We start from the raw sequence: 18,171 nt of genomic DNA, 5'->3' as shown, positions 1-18,171 counted from the left end.
TCGCGCCTACAGGGGGGATGACGGTCAGGTACGGAAGCGGGCAACCATGGCATTCAGGTCCACGGCCAGGCGCGACAGCTCATGGCTGGCGGCGCTGGTCTGGTTGGCCCCAGCCGCCGACTGCGTGGCCAGGTCGCGAATATTGACCAGGTTGCGGTCGACCTCGCGTGAAACCTGAGCCTGCTCTTCCGAAGCGCTGGCGATCACCAGGTTGCGCTCGTTGATCATATTGATCGACTCGGTGATCTGCTCCAGCGCCACGCCCGCCGCTCGCGCCATCTCGAGGGTACTCTGGGTGCGCTGGTTGCTCGTCTGCATCGATTGCACCGCTTCGCCCGTGCCGTTCTGGATCCCGGCAACCATCTGCTCGATTTCCCGGGTCGATTGCTGGGTGCGATGGGCCAGGGCGCGCACTTCGTCGGCCACCACGGCAAACCCGCGTCCGGCTTCACCGGCCCGTGCCGCTTCAATGGCAGCGTTGAGTGCCAGCAGGTTGGTCTGCTCGGCAATCGCCCGGATCACGTCCAGTACCTGGCCAATATCCCGGCCCTGGGCCGCCAGGCCTTCGATCAGCACTGACGTGCTCTGGACATCGTGGGTCATGGACTGGATCGCGTCGACGGTCTGCACCACCCGGTCGCGGCCCTCGCGCGCGGCCAGGTTGGACTGCTGGGACGCTTCGGACGTTGAAACCGCGTTACGCGCCACCTCTTCCACCGCCGCCGTCATCTCATTGACCGCCGTGGCCGCCTGCTCGATTTCATTGTTCTGTTGCTGCAGGCCACGAGACGCTTCTTCGGTAACCGCGCTCAGTTCCTCGGCCGCCGAGGCCAATTGAGTCGCCGAGCCGGCAATTTGCTCGATGGTCTTGCGCAGGCTGCCCTGCATGGTGGACAGCGCAGCCAACAGGCGTGCCGGTTCGTCCTTGCCATCCACCTTGACCGGCTGGGTCAGGTCGCCCGCGGCAATGGTTTCGGCCACCTGCAGGGCCCGGCCCAAGGGAGCGACGATGCTGCGGGTCAGCAGCCATGCCAGCAGCACGGTCATGACCGCCGCCACCAGCGCCACCAGGATAATCCCCAGGTTGGCGTTGTCGTAATGCTCACCGGCCTCGCGGGCCGCCTGTTTTGCGCCCGTGCTGTTGATCTCGACCAACTTGTTCAACTGCTCACCCATCTGGTCGGTGCCGTTCTTGATCTGGGTATTGATCAGGGTGCGCATTTCCTCGGTCTTGCCCTGACGGGACAATTCGAGCATCTGCTCCTGGGCCCGCAAGTAGTCGTCCAGGGTGGCGGCAAAGCGCTGGTACAGCGCTTTCTCTTCACTTTCGGCCGGCAGGGCCGCGTAGGTCTGCTGGGCCTGGCGAGCCTTTCTTACCAGGTCGCCGATACGCACTTCCGTATCCTGCAACGCCGCTGGCTCGCGGTTGACCAGGATGCGGAACGAGGTAATGCGCAAGCGCAGTACGTTCTCCGTCAGGTTGCCCAGGGCGCTGATACTCGGCAACTGGTTGGCCTCCATATCGACGGACGCCTGGCGAATCACCGTCATGCGGTTCAGGGCAAACACGCCCAGCACAATCACAAGCAACGCAATGAACGCAAAACCGAGAAAAGCTCTGGGCGCAATATTCATGTTACGTAGGGACATAGAGTGACTCTCGGGAGATAAAGGCGACGGGCATCCATGCAGAAGTACGCTCAGGCGGCCGACGGGTGCCCACCTGAAGGTCTGGCCCCTCGGTGCTTTAGAACTGAATGGGCCTATTCTGTATATCGGCCGGGCTTGAGGTTTTTTGCGGGAAACATGGAAAAATATTTCAAAGCATTACGTGTGTTTCATCCTTGAGACACATGCCTGGGCGAACACCTGCCGATTAAACGTTTAAGCGTCTGAGAACGCCGCCTTTCCTGCGAATCAGCCCATAAAGCCTTCCAGCCAATTGGCGATCCCACTGGCCAGCCGGCGCCGCCAAGGTGGGGTCAACGGGTTATTCAGGACCCGATCTTCGTGGACAAAACTGCGCACGATGGCGTTGTAGCCCAACCAGCGACAGGGCTCCGGCTCCCAGGCCCGCAGAGCACCCAACCCACCTTCGGTGATCACCCATGGCTGGCGAACCAGCACACTCTCGCGCTCCAGAATCAGGTCGGCCAAGGTCCGCCCGGCCAGATTGCTGGCCCCGACGCCCTCGCCGCCATAACCGCCGGCCAGGGCAATCCCCTGCCGGCGGTCGCACAACATATGCGGGTGAAAACGCCGCGACATCCCCAGGTTGCCGCCCCAGCCATGGCTGATCGGCACGTCCTTGAGCAGCGGGAACAGTTCGCCGAACAACTGGCGGCGCAAACCCACCTCATTCGACGTCAGGGTGAAATCGTTGCGCAGGCGCCCGCCAAAGCGATAGCCGCCTCGGGCACCAAAGACCAACCGGTCATCGGCAGTGCGCTGACCATAGGTCACCTGGCGGCTGCTCTCGCCAAAAGCCTGGCCGCGGTCCAGGCCGATTTCGCTCCACAACGCGGTCGACAACGGCTCGGTGGCCACCATCAGGCTCTGGACCGGCAGTTGATAACGCTCCAACGGCGCCAGAGAACCGGCATAGCCCTCCACGGCGGGCACAACCCAACGCGCCCTGACCTGCCCTCGGGCCGTGTGCAGTTGGCCGGGACGCCAGCCGGTCACCGGGCTTTGTTCATGGATCGTGACCCCCAAGGCCTCCACCGCCCGCGCCAGTCCACGTACCAAACGCGCCGGGTGCAAGGTGGCGACATGGGGGCTGTGGATCGCGCCATAGACATTAGCCATGCGCAGTTGCGGGGCCAGTTCGGCCGGGGTCAGCCAGCGATAGTCGGCTTCCCCCAGACCCAGGCTGCGCAGCGTGTCCAGGTACAGGCGCAGGCTCTGCGCCTGCTCGGGGTAACGCGCCGCGCAATACAGCACCCCTGCCTTGCGGTAATCACAGGCGATGGCTTCTCGCTCGAGAACGCCAGCCACTTCATCGGGAATCCCGTGCAGCAGTTCGAAGGATTCGCGGCGTACCGATGGCGCCAGAGCGCCCAGCAGAGCGTGTTCACCCAGCAGGTTGCCCATCAGCCAGCCACCATTGCGGCCCGAGGCGCCGAAGCCGGCCGTCTGCGCCTCGATCAGCGCAATGTTCAGCTCAGGGGCATGGCGCTTGAGGTAATAGGCAGTCCAGAGCCCCGTATACCCGGCGCCGATAATCGCCACATCGACCTCCAGGTCGCTCTCCAGCGCCGCCCTGGGCTGCAGCGGCTCATCGAGTTGGTCCATCCACAAGCTGAGCGAGCGCCATGCCGACATTGCACAATCCTCCTGGTCGAAGGCGCTGATCCTAATGCCTGGCCGGGATCGCTGTCGTGGGGGCGGTCAAAAATACGCTCGAGCCCGCCAATCGACCGCCCACAATAATGGCCTTTTGCCCCGAAAGGCCTGGGGATATGACGGACATCAAAGTATTGAGAAACAACCGCCCAACGGACATAAAAAAGCCGCCGGCGCGGCGCAACCGGGTGCTATTTTTAATCTCAGTCTCGGGCTTTTGTCCCGGGGCCTGGGACCCCATTGGGCAGTGCCGTTTCCAGGCCTGCTCGTTATTCACATGAGCAAAGGAGCGCTCTATGAACAAGGTGGGCAGAATGAACAAGGTCACCTTCCCTAATGCATGCCAACTGATGCGCTGGCATTTTCACCCCATGGGCTTCGAGGCGACCATGGATGCCCCCGGTAGCATGGTTGCTCGCCTGTTTGATCGGGCCAGCGGCGAAACCATGATTGCCATTGCCGGCATTCCCTGTGCCACGGTCATGAATGCCACGGATGTCGAACGAATCATCGAGGCGGTCGAGGACGAACTCGAAGCCTTTATCCCTCCCGTAGGCCTGCGCGCTATCGGCTAGCGCCTCCCACCCACGATCAAGGCCCGCCTCGTGCGGGCTTTCTTATGGGCGCTGATCGCTGAAGTAGGGCCGATCCGCGGGTACACGCGCCGAAGCCCTGGGTTGCAGGGCCTCACCTGGCGTGACCGGATCCACGTACCAGTAGCAGTGCGCCACGGCCCGGGTGATCCCAACGTACGCCAGGCGCAGGGTCTCGTCCTGCTGCGCTGCGTCGTAGGGCTCGAGTTCACCGGCCTTGCCCAGGCCCGCCAGGCGATAGAGCTGGTTCTTGTAGGGCGAGCTGCTCAGGTGCTGGCAATCACCCAGCAGGAACACCGCGTCAGCTTGTAGGCCTTTGGCACTGTGATAAGTCAGCTGTTTCAGCCGACGCGCCTCGGCTGGCAAGCTAGAATCCACCTTAACTATTGACTCAATATGCTTTTCAATCAGCAACTTATCGCTACCTTTTCGAAATAGCATCAATATTGAATCGCCCTGCTGGTAGTGCTCGCTCAGTCGCTGAGCCAGGGCTGCATCGTCACGATCGAATACCTGGACGGGTCGAAGTTCCTTACTGGCACCCGCCGCTCGGGCCTTCTTCCCGGCAATCGCTGGCGCAGTGCGAACGATATGCTCGGCGGCATCGATGATGTGCTGCTGGCTCCGGTAGTTTTCCGCGAGCATCACCCGGGTGGTGGCTGGCGAGACAAAGGTCTTGGTGAAGTCCATGAAGTACTGGGGCGAGCTGCCACGCCAACCATAGATCGATTGCCAGTCGTCGCCCACGCAGAGCAGCGATGAGCGCTGGGCGGTGCGTCCGGCGTGCAGGGCTGGGCCGCGCCGGCGAATTTCCCGCAGGCTGGCCCGGAGCCAGGAGACAATCTGCGGCGAGACATCCTGGAATTCGTCGATCATCAAATGGGACAGCGGGCGCAATACGCCGTTATCCAGCAATTCAAGGTTTTCAGGCGTGCTTTCGCCAAACAGGGCGAACATCCGGTTGTAAGTCATGACCGGGGGCTTCTGGTCCAGCAGATGGTCTTCAAACGCCCGCCAGTAAAGGCTCAGGGCGATAAAGAAGTGCCGATCGGGATCGTCTTCGGCAAAGCTCATCCCGCCGATGGCTGCCAGCACGTCCAGGCCGAGGTTCTCGATAAACCCGGCGGCGGCGACAAAACAGTCAAGCAACGGTGCCGAGGCCAGTTCACCCTTGAGCCGGTAGTCAAAACCAGGACCGGCGCTGGCATCCCCCGCCAGGGCCGACAGCACACGTTTTGCAGACTCATAGCTCTCCAGCCAGATCACCGGCTTACGACAGAAAGCTTGAAACAGCGTGCGCTTGACTGCCCATTCCGCCCGAATGCTCAGCTTGGCATCGGGACGGCTCAGTTGCGGGCTTTCAGCGGGATCGAAGCCGAGCACCACCCAGGCGTCCAGCTCGGCAATGTAACCGTGGCACTGGAATGACGCGCCATTGATCTCCAGCGTCTGGCGCCGGGACTCGATGCCCGCGATAGGCCAGGCGCCGGCCCGCCGCCACAGCCCCTCGACGCTGTCGCACAAGGCCTGGTCACGCTGGGCCGCCAGCTCGGTGACAGCCACGCGTTTTTGGACATCGGGGTGATCGCGCTCCAGCGCCTTGAGCTGCAAGGCATGGCGATAGAGTGGCGCCAAGGCCTGGCGAAAGGCTGGATCTTCGCGGTACAGGCGCTGGTAACAGGCATTGAGCAACTGGCGCTGGCTGTCGTTGATGCGCAGGTCGAAGGGGTTGCTGTCGCCTTCCATGCTCTCGCTGCCCAGGCTCTCGAAGGCGCGCAGGCGCTCGAAGCCGGGCAGGCTGCGCACCATCGGCAGAATCCGCGAATGGAAGGTACGTACCAGCTCCCTGGCCGTCTTGAGGTCCAGAGGCAGCCCCCACAGGCGGAAGATTTCCTGCAGCTTGGCCACGAAGTCCTTGCGCGACTCCCGGGTAAAGGTCACGACGGTCAAGGCCTCCAACTCAAACCCCAGGTAGTGATGCAACACCAGGATCCGCAGGATCAGCGAGGTCGACTTGCCCGCGCCCGCGCCGGCGATCACCGAGGTCGAGGGCGTATCGCTGAAGATCATCTTCCATTGCGCCGCGCTGGGCTGGGCATGGGCCGGCAGCCGTCTGGCGACATCGGCCTTGATCAGCTTCTTCAGCTCGGCACCGAGCGGTAGCCGCCAGTCATCGAACAACTGGTCGTCGATGGCCGGTGCCAGTGGCTCCTGGTTGCGGGTGTCGCGAATCAGCAAAACCTGACGACCCTCCTCGATACCGTCGAGGCGGCCCAGGTCGTAGCCGTAGTCATGCCCAGCGCTATGGCCACTGCGAAAGCCGTCGGCCTGGCCTTGCAACCAGGACGCCCGGTGATGGATGTTCAGGCGATCCAGGCTAGCGCCCAGCATTCGGGCCAACTGGCGCTTGAACCAGGGTAATTGGGCGGGCTGGGGCAGTTCGGCGGGACGATCTTGCGACACGCGGGCTCCTGTACTCGAGGTGTGCGGACGGGGATGCCCATGGTCGCCGCATTTGCCTGGATTTTCTAGTGAAATGCTTTTCGATCAGAGCCTTAGCCGACAAAGCGGAGAATTTACCGCAGCAAAAACAAGGGGCGTCCCGAGGACGCCCCTTGTTCCACTACCGGCCTGCGGCCTACCGGTCAGAGCGCGTTCGCTCGCCAGCCTGTGCGGCCACGTCAGGCAATCGCTTTGTCCACCAGCACCTGGGCTTCTTCCACCAGGCGCTTGAGGTGATCGTCGCCAATAAAGCTCTCGGCGTAGATCTTGTAGATATCCTCGGTGCCCGAAGGACGCGCGGCAAACCAGCCATTCTCGGTCATGACCTTGAGCCCGCCGATCGCCTGGTCATTGCCCGGTGCATGACTGAGGATCTGCTGGATCGCTTCGCCGGCCAGTTGGGTCGACGTCACCTGGGCCGGTGCCAATTTGCCCAGCAGGGCTTTCTGCTGCGGCGTGGCCTTGGCATCGACGCGCACGGAGAACGGCTCGCCCAGTTCGTCGGTCAGCGCCCGATAGGCCTGGCTCGGATCACGACCGGTGCGGGCGGTCATCTCGGCTGCCAGCAGGGCCGGAATCAGCCCGTCCTTGTCGGTGCTCCAGACCTGGCCATCACGGCGCAGGAACGAGGCCCCGGCGCTTTCTTCGCCGCCAAAGCCCAGGGAGCCGTCGAACAGGCCGTCGGCAAACCACTTGAAGCCCACCGGCACTTCGTACAGTCGGCGACCCAGGCGCGACGCGACGCGGTCGATCAGGCCGCTGCTGACCACGGTTTTGCCCACGGCCGCATCCGCTCGCCATTGCGGCCGATGCTGGAACAGGTAGTCGATGGACACGGCCAAGTAGTTGTTTGGCGCCAGCAGGCCGCCGGACGGGGTGACGATGCCATGGCGATCATGGTCCGGGTCGCAGGCAAAGGCCACGTCGAAACGATCCTTCAGCCCGATCAAGCCCTGCATGGCGTGGCTGGAGGACGGATCCATGCGGATCTTGCCATCCCAGTCGACGCACATGAAACGGAACGTCGGATCGACCTGGGTATTGACCACGTCCAGATTCAACCGGTAGTGCTCGGCAATCGCCGACCAGTAATTGACCCCGGCCCCGCCGAGCGGGTCGACGCCCAGGCGCAGCCCGGCGCCACGCAGGGTGTCCATGTCGATGACATTGGCCAGGTCGGCCACGTAGCTATTGAGGTAATCATGACGGTGGGTGGTGCTGGCCTTGAGCGCCTGCCCATGGTCCATGCGCTTGACGCCCTCGAGTCGGCTGGCCAGCAGTTCATTGGCCTTGGCTTCGATCCATTTGGTCACATGGGTATCGGCCGGGCCGCCATTGGGCGGGTTGTACTTGAAGCCGCCGCTGTCCGGCGGGTTGTGCGAGGGGGTAATCACGATACCGTCGGCCAGGCCACGGGTGCGACCGCGGTTGTAGCAGATAATCGCGTGGGACACTGCCGGCGTTGGCGTGTACACATCGCCCGCCGCAATCATGACCTCGACCCCGTTGGCTGCCAGCACTTCCAGCGCCGTGGCGCCGGCAGGCGTGGACAAGGCGTGGGTGTCGATGCCGACGAAGAGCGGACCGTCGATCCCGTGAGCCTGGCGATACAGGCAGATGGCCTGGCTGATCGCCAGGACATGCCACTCGTTGAAACTCAGCTCGAAAGAGCTACCGCGATGCCCTGAGGTGCCGAAGGCGACACGCTGGGTGGAAATGGCAGCATCGGGCCGGCCGGTGTAGTAGGCCGTCACCAGTCGCGGGATATCGACCAGCAACTGCGCTGGCGCCGGCTTGCCCGCAAAAGGACTGAGTGTCATGCAAAACCTCTGAACAAGGATGATGGGGAGTATAGGGAGCAGTTTACTGGCAGTTTGACCTCGCTGCTAAGGTATCTATCCCGGTGCCTGCAGAAGATTTTCTGCCTGCCGGGCCAGGGCTCGTGCATCGGCTTGCAGACGGTTTGCATTGCGTGGGCCCAGCGGTTAAAAAGATCCATACCCGATAGCCAGGAGGCTCACCATGCCGACGATTCGCTCCATCCCCCTGCTGATCACCCTCGCCACCCTGGCAGGCACTGCCCAGGCCGCCAAGCTCGAAGATGTCGCCCCATACCCCAAGGCCGAAGCGGGCTTCACTCGCCAGGTCATCCACCTGCCCAAGCAGAAGCGCGAAGACCAGTACAAGGTCGAGATCATGGCCGGCAAGACCCTGACCGTCGACTGCAACCACCAGCGCCTGGGCGGCACGCTCGAAGAGAAGACGCTGGAGGGCTGGGGCTATCCGTTCTATCGCCTGGAAAGCGTCAACGGCCCGACCAGCACCCTGATGGCCTGCCCCGATGGCAAGACCCGCAAGGACTTTGTCCCAGTGGTCGGCGAAGGTTTCCTGCTGCGCTACAACAGCAAGCTGCCGATCGTGGTCTATGCCCCCGAGGGTGTTGAAGTGCGCTACCGGCTCTGGTCGGCGGGCAAGCAGATCAAATCGGCGAAAGTCGAGTAACCCAACGGAGCGCACCCGTGATTACCTGCCATGTGAAATACGTGATCGATCCCTACCAGCTTGGCGAATTCGAGGCCTATGCCAAGGTCTGGATCCGGGTCGTGGAACGCTTGGGCGGCACCCATCACGGCTATTTCCTGCCGAGTGAAGGCGCCAGCAATATTGCCTACTGCCTGTTCAGTTTCCCTTCCCTCGCGGCGTATGAAACCTATCGCCATGCCGCGCTGAGCGATCCGCAAAGCCAGGCCCTGGTGGATTCGGTGCTGGAAAAGAAATTCATCCTGCACTACGAGCGCAGCTTTCTACGCCCGCTACTCAGTTAAGTTGTTCGGGTTAAGTCGATCAGGTTGAGCCCATCGGGTCGCCGTGCCCTGGAGCACGGCGACCCGAGCGCGACCTACTCCAGCCCGACCTTGAGCAATGCGCCCTGGGCGCTGTCGGTCAGCACATACAGATAGCCATCCGGCCCCTGGCGCACATCCCGTATGCGCGCCTGCAACTCGCCGAGCAAGCGCTCTTCGTGGACCACCTTGTCGCCCTCGAACTGCAGGCGAATCAACGTCTGGGCCCCCAGCGCACCGATAAACAGGTTGTGTTGCCAGGCCTTGAAGCGCTCGGCGTCATAGAACGCCATGCCGCTGATGGCCGGCGACTTCTCCCAGACGTGGTGCGGATCCACCGCGCCGTCCACGTGCTTGCCCTTGGCCTCCGGAATCGGCAACAGCGAATAGTTGATGCCGTAGGTCGCCTCGGGCCAGCCATAGTTCTTGCCGCGCTCGATGATATTGACCTCGTCTCCGCCACGCGGGCCATGCTCGTGGGTCCATAGCGTGCCGGTCCAGGGGTTGAGCGCCGCGCCCTGCTGGTTGCGGTGGCCGTAGGACCAGATCTGCGGCTGAACCCCGGCCTGGCCGACAAAAGGGTTATCGTCTGGCACCCGGCCATCGGGGTAAATACGCACCACCTTGCCCTGCAACTTGTCCAGGTCCAGGTCCTGGGCCGTCGGCCGTTCATTGTTTTCGCCCAGGGCAATAAAGAGATAACCATCACGGTCGAACACCAGGCGCGAGCCGAAGTGATTGCCCGTCGACAACTTCGGCTCCTGGCGGAAGATCACCTTGAAATCGCTGAGTCGCGTCAGGTCGGCCGATAGCCGCCCACGACCAACGGCGGTACCGGCCTTGCCATCGGCACCACCGCCCTCGGCGTAGGACAGGTAGACCAGGCGATCCTCGGCAAAGCCCGGCGACAGCACCACATCCAGCAGGCCGCCCTGCCCTTTGGCCCAGACCGGCGGCAGCCCCTCGATAGGCGCGCCCAGGCGCCCCTGGGCATCGACCACGCGCAGGCGGCCTGGCCGTTCGGTCATCAGGAAACCCGCGCGATCAGGCAGAAAGGCCAAGGCCCAGGGATGTTCCAGGCCCTTATTCAACTCAGTGACCGTGACCGGCCCCAGTTCGGATTCAAACGTCTGTGCAGCCTGGGCGGCGCTACCGACGCTCAGACACAACAGGGCGACCACCAGGCCGGCCAGAGGGGGCTTTACTGCCATACGGGATTCCTTCTATAGGGGGCACGCTTATGGGCGGTCGTTGGCATGCTGGCGCGGCGTGCCCGGTTCAATTGCCCGGGGCTGCGGTTGGGCGCGCGGATAGCCATTGCCGATGCCACCGTTTTCCAGGGTAGGCGCCCGTGGCACCGGTGCGGTACTGGGCCCGCGAACAGGCGGCGTGGCTGGCGCGCTACCTTGGCGGCTATTGGGGTTGGCCCGGCGAATGGGGCTGTTGTAGGGGTTGGCGCTATCGTTTGAGCCCTGCGCCAACTGAATCGGGACAACGGGCGGCGGCGACAGCCTCTCGGTAGCCCCGACGGGGCCAATCAAGCCGGTGGCCAGCAACAGCGCCGGCAGACTGAATCCATAGGCATTCATGACACGCTCTCCTGATCGATGGCAGATAGACAGAGTTTCGATAGCCCACCGCCCGGAAGGTTCGCCGCCATGGGCGCAAATGCCCTGCTCGCACGCCTGCCGGGATTATGTCGGCATCCGCTGATGGCGGCATAAACCGGCATAACCCAGCCAGGGCTGGTCGTGCTCAGTCCAGATATGCGCCGTAGCGGCCATACCGGGGTCATCGTCCAGCGTGGCCACCCGCACGATCACATGGGGCTGACCTACACGCTCAGCCATTAGATGGCTGCCGCAGTTGTTGCAGAAATATCGAAACTTACCCGGCGAGGACTCATGGCGAGCCAAGCGCTCCTCCCCCTGCAGCCAGCGAAAATGCTCGCGCATGACCCCGGCAGTGCTGGCAAATGGCGCAGCATGGGCCTTGCGGCAGGTTTGGCAATGACAGTGGACAATGGGCATATCCAGGCTGTCGACCTCATACATCAGGGCCCCACACAGACAACTTCCCTTCATGGCAATCTCCGGCATTTAAAGGCAACAACGGTGGGTTTGGCCTGGGGTTCAGGGTCGGCATTTTTCGTAGCGCACATCGTCATGGTCTTCCCGGCCGGCAAGCACCCAGCCGAGCCGCTGATAGAAGCCGTTGGCCCTGATGTTCTGGCGCCCATCGGTAATCAGAAAGATCCGCTCGTGCTGCTCGAACAGCGCCGCCTCGGCCACCCCCATCAACCGCCGGCCCAACCCGCGGTTTTCGTGGCCGGGCCTGACAAACAGCGCAAAGAGTTCACCGGTCTCGCGGTCGATCATTACAAAGGCCAACGGTTGCCCTTCCACCTCGGCGATCCATACGCACTCACTGTCTTCGATGGCCTGCCCCAGCACTTGCGGGGTGATACCCAGCGCGGCCATCTGCTCGCGACTCAGGTGATTCTGCTCCACGCTGGTGCGGATCTCGAACAGACTGTCCACATCTTCCCGTGTCGCCACTCTGATCAGCACGTCCATCGGACTCTCCCTTCAACGGTGCCAGGCAGTCTAATGAGACCGGCAGCACCTGGGCAGCCGCTTATTGTGCTTGATTTGTGAACGCCGTGACGGTCCACTGCCCTCCATGGAAAACCCCGTGACCCCTCCTCCGCCTGCCGACGATGGCCAGGCGCAATTGCGCCACTATCGGGCACGCTGGCACTTGAGCGAAGCCGGCCCGGCGTTTCGCACGCACTCCAGTTGGCTGCAGCCGGTCCGGTATCAGGGTGCGCCCGCGATGCTGAAGATCGCCATGAGCACCGAAGAGTGCCGCGGCTCACACCTGATGCAGTGGTGGGACGGCGACGGCGCCATGGCTGTATTGCGCCTGGAGCGCGAGGCCCTGCTGCTAGAACGCGCCACCAGCGGGAGCACACTGCATGACATCGTCCGCCAGGGCGACGATGACCACGCCAGCCGGATCCTCTGCCAGGTGGCCGCCAGGCTTCATCGTCCACGCCTCGCACCCGTGCCAGCACTGGTGCCCCTGGCTCGGTGGTTCGAAGCGCTGACCCACGCCGAAACACCGCACACCGGCATGCTGGGCGCCGCTGCCGGCATTGCCACCCGGCTACTAGCCGCACCACAGGAGGTCTGCGTGTTGCATGGCGACCTCCATCACGAAAATATTCTCGATGCCGGCCAACGTGGTTTTCTGGCGATAGACCCCAAGGGCCTGCTGGGGGAGCGCGGCTTTGATTTCGCCAATGTGTTCTGCAACCCTGACTTCGCGACCGCAACCGCGCCAGGGCGCCTTGCCAGGCAAGTCGCCGTCATCAGCCAGGCCGCCGCCCTTGAGCCCGCTCGCCTGTTGGCCTGGATCCTGAGCTGGGCGGCCCTTTCCGCGGTGTGGCATCAGGAAGATGGCAGCCACCCCGACACCGCATTGACCATCGCGCAAATCGCGCTCGTCGAGCTGCGCCGCGCCAACGCGCCGCAATGGCTGCTCAGCCCCGCCCAACACCTCTAGCCTGCCCCTCTCCTCGCGGCTTGAGCCATTCAAAGCCGTGCTAAATCGCCGATCAAATGATAATCTTTCTCACTTAAAAGCCAGGGACGGATGTTGAGCGGATGAAGGAACGTTACGAGATCCATTTCGTAGCCAGTGGGTGCAAGAAAGTCATCATTATCGAGCAATCGAGCATGAGCGAGCTGCAAGCCTGGAAAGCCGCACTCCTCAATCATGGGGAATGCGCCGGTATCATCTTCAGCCTGCGCCAGATCAGCCACGCCATGGCAAAAGCCCGCGAGCGCCAGATCAGCAAGGTCCGCTGGAACAAGGCCAGCCACACCCGCTCCTGGAGCGAACGCGCGCAACTGGCGCGCAATAGGGTCAGGCTGAAAAACCTTCAATAGTGCGCGCACCGGATCCCCAGTGCCATCAGTCGCCAAGGTCAAGCCCCGAGCCCCTCCAGTCTGTAGACCCCCGACAAGGATACTTCCCGGGCGGCCTGCTATTGTCATTTGCCAACGCTATAAAAAAACAGCCTCGTTAAAAAGCTGTCGTAACCATCCTAACTACCCGAACTGTCCGACCTGATAGCCAAGCAAGGAATCCGACCATGAGCGACGAGCCAAAATGCCCTTTCCACGCCGCTGGGGACCGTAGCACCACCAGCACTGATTGGTGGCCCAATCAGTTGCGCGTGGACCTGCTGAACCAGCACTCCGAACGCTCGAACCCGTTAAGCCCGGACTTCAACTACGCGGCGCAATTCAACTCCATCGACTACAGCGCCCTCAAGGGTGATCTCAAGGCACTGCTGACCGATTCGCAGGATTGGTGGCCCGCCGACTGGGGCACATATGGTGGTCTGTTTATCCGTATGGCCTGGCACAGCGCCGGGACCTACCGCGCGGTGGACGGACGCGGCGGCGCCGGACGTGGCCAGCAGCGTTTTGCGCCCCTCAATAGCTGGCCGGACAACGTTAGCCTGGACAAGGCACGCCGCCTGCTGTGGCCGGTCAAGCAAAAATATGGGCAGAAGATCTCCTGGGCCGACCTGATTGTCCTGGCGGGCAACGTGGCCTTGGAAAACAGCGGCTTTCGCACCTTCGGCTTCGGCGCGGGGCGGGTCGATGTGTGGGAGCCCGACCAGGATGTGAACTGGGGCGACGAGAAAGCCTGGCTGGCCCATCGCGACCCGCAGGTGCTGGCCAAGAACCCTCTGGCGGCCACTGAAATGGGCCTGATCTACGTGAACCCCGAAGGCCCTAATGCCAGCGGCGATCCGCTCTCGGCCGCACCGGGCATACGCGCCACCTTTGGCAATATGGCCATGGACGATGAAGAAATTGTCGCGCTGATCGTCGGCGGCCACACCCTGGGCAAGACCCACGGCGCCAGTGCTGCCAGCCATGTCGGGCCGGATCCCGAAGCTTCCCCCATTGAACAGATGGGGCTGGGTTGGACCAGCGCCTACGGCAGTGGCGCCGGTGCCGATGCCATCAGCTCCGGCCTGGAAGTGGTGTGGACACAGACGCCGACCCAGTGGAGCAATAACTTTCTCGAGAACCTGTTCAACTTCGAGTGGGTACAGACGCGCAGCCCGGCCGGGGCCATCCAGTTCGAGGCCAAGGACGCGCCCGAGATCATTCCCGATCCTTTCGACCCGTCGAAAAAACGCAAGCCCACCATGCTGGTTACCGACCTGACCCTGCGCTTCGATCCTGATTTCGAGAAAATCTCGCGCCGTTTCCTCAATGACCCGCAGGCCTTCAATGAAGCGTTTGCCCGCGCCTGGTTCAAGCTGACCCACCGCGACATGGGCCCCAAATCACGTTACCTGGGGCCGGAAGTACCGGTACTGGACCTGATCTGGCAAGACCCGTTGCCAGCACCGATACACAATCCCTCGGCCGTCGATATTGCGGATATGAAGGCGAAGATCAACGAGTCGGGTCTTTCGGTCGGTGAGCTGGTGTCGGTCGCCTGGGCATCGGCCTCGACCTTCCGCGGCGGTGATAAACGCGGCGGCGCCAACGGCGCACGCCTGGCGCTGGCCCCGCAGAAGGACTGGCCGGTCAACCAGATCGCCGTCAGCGTGCTGCCTCGTCTGCAGGCGATTCAACAAGCCAGCGGTAAGGCCTCGCTGGCCGATATCATTGTTCTGGCCGGTGTGGTGGGCGTGGAACGCGCGGCCAAAGCCGCAGGTGTCGCCGTGGATGTACCGTTCGCGGCCGGTCGGGTCGACGCCCGGCAGGACCAGACCGATATCGAGTCCTTCGACCTGATGGAGCCGGTCGCCGATGGCCTGCGCAACTACCGCCGCCTGGTCGGCGACACGTCGACCGAAACCCTGCTGATCGACAAGGCGCAGCTCCTGACCCTGACCGCCCCGGAACTGACGGTCCTGGTCGGAGGCCTGCGCGTACTGGGCACCAACTTCGACGCCAGCGCCCACGGGGTATTTACCGACCGGGTCGGTGTGCTCAGCAACGACTTCTTCGTCAATGTGTTGAGCATGGCCACCGTCTGGAAAGCGGCGGACGGCTCGACCGAGTTGTACGAGGGGCGCGATCGCAAGACTGGCGCTGTAAAGTACACCGCAACCCGAAACGACCTGGTGTTTGGCTCCAACTCGGTCCTGCGGGCGCTGGCCGAGGTCTATGCCAGCGCCGACGCCAACGAGCGCTTTGTCCGCGACTTCGTGGCGGCCTGGACCAAAGTCATGAACCTGGACCGCTTCGATATCGGTGCAACGTCAGTCAAGGCTTGAGGGCATTGATGCCATGACCAGGGGCCTGGGGTGCAAACCCAGGCCCCTTTTGCTTTGGCGCATGTACGCTTCAGCCTGAATCGTTTTTGAGCACCGCCAGGGCTATTGTTTAGCGCCCTGGCGCCCTTCAAGCGTGCGCTTCAGTTGCCTTAGATTCGCCTTGATAATCAGCCGATGCACCGGACCTACCGGTAGCATGTAGAAGCGGCCAAAACGATTATGGGTCACAACCGACGAGGTGATAGTGCACACCCGATCGGTGATCGAGAGGCAAATCATCACATCCAGGTGCCGGTCACGCTCGGTCAGCACCAGCAGGTCCGGGGCGCTGTGCTCCACCAAAAAGAAATCCAGCATCTGGCCGGCGCTGATCGCTTCAGACCGCTGCCCCGAGAGCCCGCCGATCCGCTTGACCCCAAACAACGCCGAAATCGCGTCCCTCGCGCGAAAAGCCAGGCGCATGAACAGCTGTGGATTGGCGGTCATGCCGTTCCAGGCTTCAAGCGCGGTGATTTTCCCAGGAAGCAGGACTGATCGGCAGTCATAGTAATCAAGCTCGGATAAAGCCCGTAGCGTGTGTGCCGTGGATACGCGCGTCAAAGCTATCTCCCTGAGTGTTTCGACTGTTATTCCCGATATCGGCGAAAGCTGATCGCACGCGGCCATGCTACGTCAGATCGGCAGCAAAATACCGCTCAACTGTCAGGCATCGCGCCGGCACTCCAAGCCCGCCGCCGGCCCCCGTTTTTCATACCTGCACGGCGCGCCTCTGCTATGGTTCCGGGGATAAAACAGCTGCAGCCGATACCACAAGCCGTGGATGCGTGCAAAGCGCCGAGGGGCCGCCCTTCGACATCGATCGGCCCACCAGGCTCGCCCCACTGAGCCTGTTTTTTAGCTCTGATACGCCATTCAAACGCAAACAGATAGGGCGGCCTGAGGCCGGTCACTGCTGGCTAAAACGCGCAAAAAAAGGAGTCTTATGTCCATGGCTATTCAATGTTCGGTTTTTATTGCGGCGAGCCTCGACGGTTTCATCGCCCGGCCGGACGGCGATATTGAGTGGCTTCACCGCCCCGAATATGAGTGTTCGCGCCTGAATGGCGTTACCTATGACGACTTTATGGCGACCGTGGATGCCTTGGTGATGGGCAGGAACACCTTTGACAAGGTGCTGTCGTTCCCTGAGTGGCCCTACGCGAACACGCCGGTCTTTGTCCTGTCACGCCAAGGCGTAAGCGTCCCCCCCACGTTAGAGGGCAAGGTGCAGGTGCTGTCCGGTGCTCCAGTATCGATCGTCGAACAGTTGTCGGCTCGTGGTTTCAAGCACCTTTACATCGATGGCGGACAGACCATCCAGGCCTTTCTCGCTGCCGACCTGATCAACGAAATCATCCTCACCCGTATTCCCGTACTGCTGGGACAGGGCATCGCGCTATTTGGCGAAGGAAATCGCGAACGGGCACTTCGCCTGATCAGCACATCGGCCTCGGAAAACGGCTTTGTCCAGAGTCATTATCAGGTCGCTGGCAAGCCACTCTGAAGCCGAGTAGTTGCATGGCCATGCTTATACGTCGACGTCGACCTCCACCGCCTTGGCATTGCCCAGTAGCAGGCGGGATTCCTGGTGAGCTTGCAGACGTTGCACGATGGCGTTTCGGCGGGCCAGGCTGAACGTGATAAATGTCGACCTCGGGAGCAATAAACGGATCGGCGCCGGCAATAGTTCAAAGGCTTTCTCTATGGCGACAAGAAAGACCTCGTCGTTCTTCAAACTATCGTGAGTCACGGTCAACAACCCATCGACCAGGAGTTTCTCAACTGCTGGCCAATGTGCCTCCATCTGCGACGAGGCCGCGCTGGCGCCATGGCTCACACTGCCCACAACCGAGTCCTTGGCTGACACTACCACCTCGCCGGCCGAGGTCACCGCCTCACCCACAGCCCCGCCAAGCGACTTTGCCTTTTCTGCAATAAATCCGAACATGCCCATTCACTCCATGAATTGTGTTTATTTTTAGTAGGCCAGCGCCATCCCCAAGCGCCAGCAGGCCCATGACGACGCTATTTGTAGAGCCCTTACCGGGCAAATAATAGCAAATGGCCTTTAACTAGTTGATAGGCCCGTTCCGGTGCTGCTTCAATTGCCTTCTTTTGCTCACGGAAGGCCCGAATTGAAAAAGCTCATTGCCCTTGCTGCCTCGGTCTGCGTGCTGGCCGGTTGTTCAAATGACAACGCCAAGAACGAAATAAAGCAGATCCTGGAATGCTCCATGGCGGCCAAACTGGTCGGCAAACCCGGGATGATCGATGTGATTACCGATCATGCCAACTGGGTCGCCGCCAAAAGCGGGTACAAACCAGAGCCTGCCGACTTCCAGAAAATGCATGACGAGATCAAGGCGAAGTGGGGGCTTAAATCGCTCTCCCGACACGACCAGGACCAGCTTCTGGTCAACATCTACAACTCAGAGAAATGCCGTTCGCTTCACAAGGGCGACCCACTCTCCGTGGACGATGTCCCGCCGGATGCATAAGCCGTTGCGCTGAAGCGGCCAGCCTGGTGCCTTCA

General features: G+C 62.1%; 18 protein-coding genes and 1 pseudogene. 8 read left to right on the top strand and 11 right to left on the bottom strand.

Translation table 11 applies throughout. The annotated features are described in order from the left end of the window. Positions 1–24: 24 nt before the first annotated feature. From NPS46_RS25515 to NPS46_RS22700, 3 genes and pseudogenes are all read right to left on the bottom strand, one after another. Positions 25–888, bottom strand: coding sequence for a methyl-accepting chemotaxis protein (locus tag NPS46_RS25515; RefSeq protein ID WP_425312782.1), 864 nt, complete (start codon positions 886–888; stop codon positions 25–27). Beyond that, a pseudogene (locus NPS46_RS25510) lies at positions 883–1,635 on the bottom strand (MCP four helix bundle domain-containing protein); the annotation flags it as partial. The pseudogene NPS46_RS25510 and the gene NPS46_RS25515, both read right to left, overlap by 6 nt. Before the next feature lie 282 nt (positions 1,636–1,917). Continuing rightward, a complete protein-coding gene (locus NPS46_RS22700; protein ID WP_274111214.1) occupies positions 1,918–3,324 on the bottom strand; it encodes an NAD(P)/FAD-dependent oxidoreductase in 1,407 nt (468 codons plus the stop codon). A gap of 317 nt (positions 3,325–3,641) precedes the next feature. Here NPS46_RS22700 and NPS46_RS22695 point away from each other — a divergent pair, with 317 nt between their 5' ends. Next, positions 3,642–3,920: a DUF1652 domain-containing protein gene (locus tag NPS46_RS22695; RefSeq protein ID WP_274111213.1), complete on the top strand. Its 279-nt coding sequence runs from the start codon at positions 3,642–3,644 to the stop codon at positions 3,918–3,920. Positions 3,921–3,962: 42 nt separating this feature from the next. On the opposite strand, the gene NPS46_RS22690 is transcribed toward NPS46_RS22695, so the two are convergent. Both NPS46_RS22690 and pgm read right to left on the bottom strand, forming a co-directional pair. Then, a complete protein-coding gene (locus NPS46_RS22690; RefSeq protein WP_274111384.1) occupies positions 3,963–6,329 on the bottom strand; it encodes a UvrD-helicase domain-containing protein in 2,367 nt (788 codons plus the stop codon). Between the two features lie 290 nt (positions 6,330–6,619). Further along, entirely contained in the window at positions 6,620–8,260 is a 1,641-nt protein-coding gene (gene pgm / locus NPS46_RS22685) for a phosphoglucomutase (alpha-D-glucose-1,6-bisphosphate-dependent) (RefSeq protein WP_274111211.1), read from the bottom strand. A gap of 202 nt (positions 8,261–8,462) precedes the next feature. On the opposite strand from pgm, the gene eco reads away from it, so the two are divergent. Together eco and NPS46_RS22675 are read left to right on the top strand one after the other, a co-directional pair. Continuing rightward, on the top strand, positions 8,463–8,942 hold the full coding sequence (gene eco / locus NPS46_RS22680) for a serine protease inhibitor ecotin (protein ID WP_274111210.1): 480 nt from the start codon (positions 8,463–8,465) through the stop codon (positions 8,940–8,942). A gap of 17 nt (positions 8,943–8,959) precedes the next feature. Then, the gene (locus tag NPS46_RS22675; RefSeq protein WP_274111209.1) at positions 8,960–9,265 is read left to right on the top strand and encodes an NIPSNAP family protein; all 306 of its coding nucleotides are present in this window, start codon (positions 8,960–8,962) and stop codon (positions 9,263–9,265) included. Between the two features lie 74 nt (positions 9,266–9,339). Here the strand turns inward: NPS46_RS22675 and NPS46_RS22670 are convergent, their stop codons facing one another. From NPS46_RS22670 to NPS46_RS22655, 4 genes are all read right to left on the bottom strand, one after another. Beyond that, entirely contained in the window at positions 9,340–10,494 is a 1,155-nt protein-coding gene (locus NPS46_RS22670; protein WP_274111207.1) for a PQQ-dependent sugar dehydrogenase, read from the bottom strand. Between the two features lie 27 nt (positions 10,495–10,521). Continuing rightward, positions 10,522–10,872, bottom strand: a complete 351-nt coding sequence (locus NPS46_RS22665) for a hypothetical protein (RefSeq protein ID WP_274111205.1) — start codon at positions 10,870–10,872, stop codon at positions 10,522–10,524. Between the two features lie 105 nt (positions 10,873–10,977). After that, positions 10,978–11,367, bottom strand: a complete 390-nt coding sequence (locus NPS46_RS22660) for a GFA family protein (protein ID WP_274111203.1) — start codon at positions 11,365–11,367, stop codon at positions 10,978–10,980. Between the two features lie 48 nt (positions 11,368–11,415). Then, complete coding sequence (locus NPS46_RS22655; protein WP_274111201.1) at positions 11,416–11,859, bottom strand: GNAT family N-acetyltransferase; 444 nt, start codon at positions 11,857–11,859, stop codon at positions 11,416–11,418. Between the two features lie 118 nt (positions 11,860–11,977). Between NPS46_RS22655 and NPS46_RS22650 the strand changes: the two genes are divergently transcribed. The 3 genes from NPS46_RS22650 (at position 11,978) to katG (ending at position 15,599) form a co-directional block, all read left to right on the top strand. Then, positions 11,978–12,850: an aminoglycoside phosphotransferase family protein gene (locus tag NPS46_RS22650; RefSeq protein WP_274111199.1), complete on the top strand. Its 873-nt coding sequence runs from the start codon at positions 11,978–11,980 to the stop codon at positions 12,848–12,850. Positions 12,851–12,951: 101 nt separating this feature from the next. Then, a complete protein-coding gene (locus tag NPS46_RS22645) occupies positions 12,952–13,236 on the top strand; it encodes a hypothetical protein (RefSeq protein WP_274111198.1) in 285 nt (94 codons plus the stop codon). A 206-nt stretch (positions 13,237–13,442) separates the two neighbouring features. Continuing rightward, positions 13,443–15,599 carry a catalase/peroxidase HPI gene (katG, locus tag NPS46_RS22640; protein ID WP_274111197.1) on the top strand — a complete coding sequence of 719 codons (2,157 nt, stop codon included), beginning with the start codon at positions 13,443–13,445 and terminating at the stop codon, positions 15,597–15,599. Between the two features lie 102 nt (positions 15,600–15,701). Here the strand turns inward: katG and NPS46_RS22635 are convergent, their stop codons facing one another. Beyond that, positions 15,702–16,199 (bottom strand): DUF2867 domain-containing protein, encoded by a 498-nt coding sequence (locus tag NPS46_RS22635; RefSeq protein WP_274111195.1) that lies wholly within the window; start codon positions 16,197–16,199, stop codon positions 15,702–15,704. 388 nt (positions 16,200–16,587) lie between these two features. Here NPS46_RS22635 and NPS46_RS22630 point away from each other — a divergent pair, with 388 nt between their 5' ends. Further along, on the top strand, positions 16,588–17,142 hold the full coding sequence (locus NPS46_RS22630) for a dihydrofolate reductase family protein (protein ID WP_274111193.1): 555 nt from the start codon (positions 16,588–16,590) through the stop codon (positions 17,140–17,142). Positions 17,143–17,166: 24 nt separating this feature from the next. On the opposite strand, the gene NPS46_RS22625 is transcribed toward NPS46_RS22630, so the two are convergent. Further along, a complete protein-coding gene (locus NPS46_RS22625; RefSeq protein ID WP_274111191.1) occupies positions 17,167–17,586 on the bottom strand; it encodes a hypothetical protein in 420 nt (139 codons plus the stop codon). A gap of 187 nt (positions 17,587–17,773) precedes the next feature. Here NPS46_RS22625 and NPS46_RS22620 point away from each other — a divergent pair, with 187 nt between their 5' ends. After that, on the top strand, positions 17,774–18,136 hold the full coding sequence (locus NPS46_RS22620; RefSeq protein ID WP_274111189.1) for a hypothetical protein: 363 nt from the start codon (positions 17,774–17,776) through the stop codon (positions 18,134–18,136). Positions 18,137–18,171 lie beyond the last annotated feature (35 nt).

Origin of the sequence: Pseudomonas putida, from assembly GCF_028682395.1 — a bacterium.
In the GTDB taxonomy this organism is placed as follows: Bacteria; Pseudomonadota; Gammaproteobacteria; order Pseudomonadales; family Pseudomonadaceae; genus Aquipseudomonas; species Aquipseudomonas putida_AB.
Note: the sequence above shows the minus strand (reverse complement) of the source record. Positions and strands in the feature narration are given on the sequence as shown.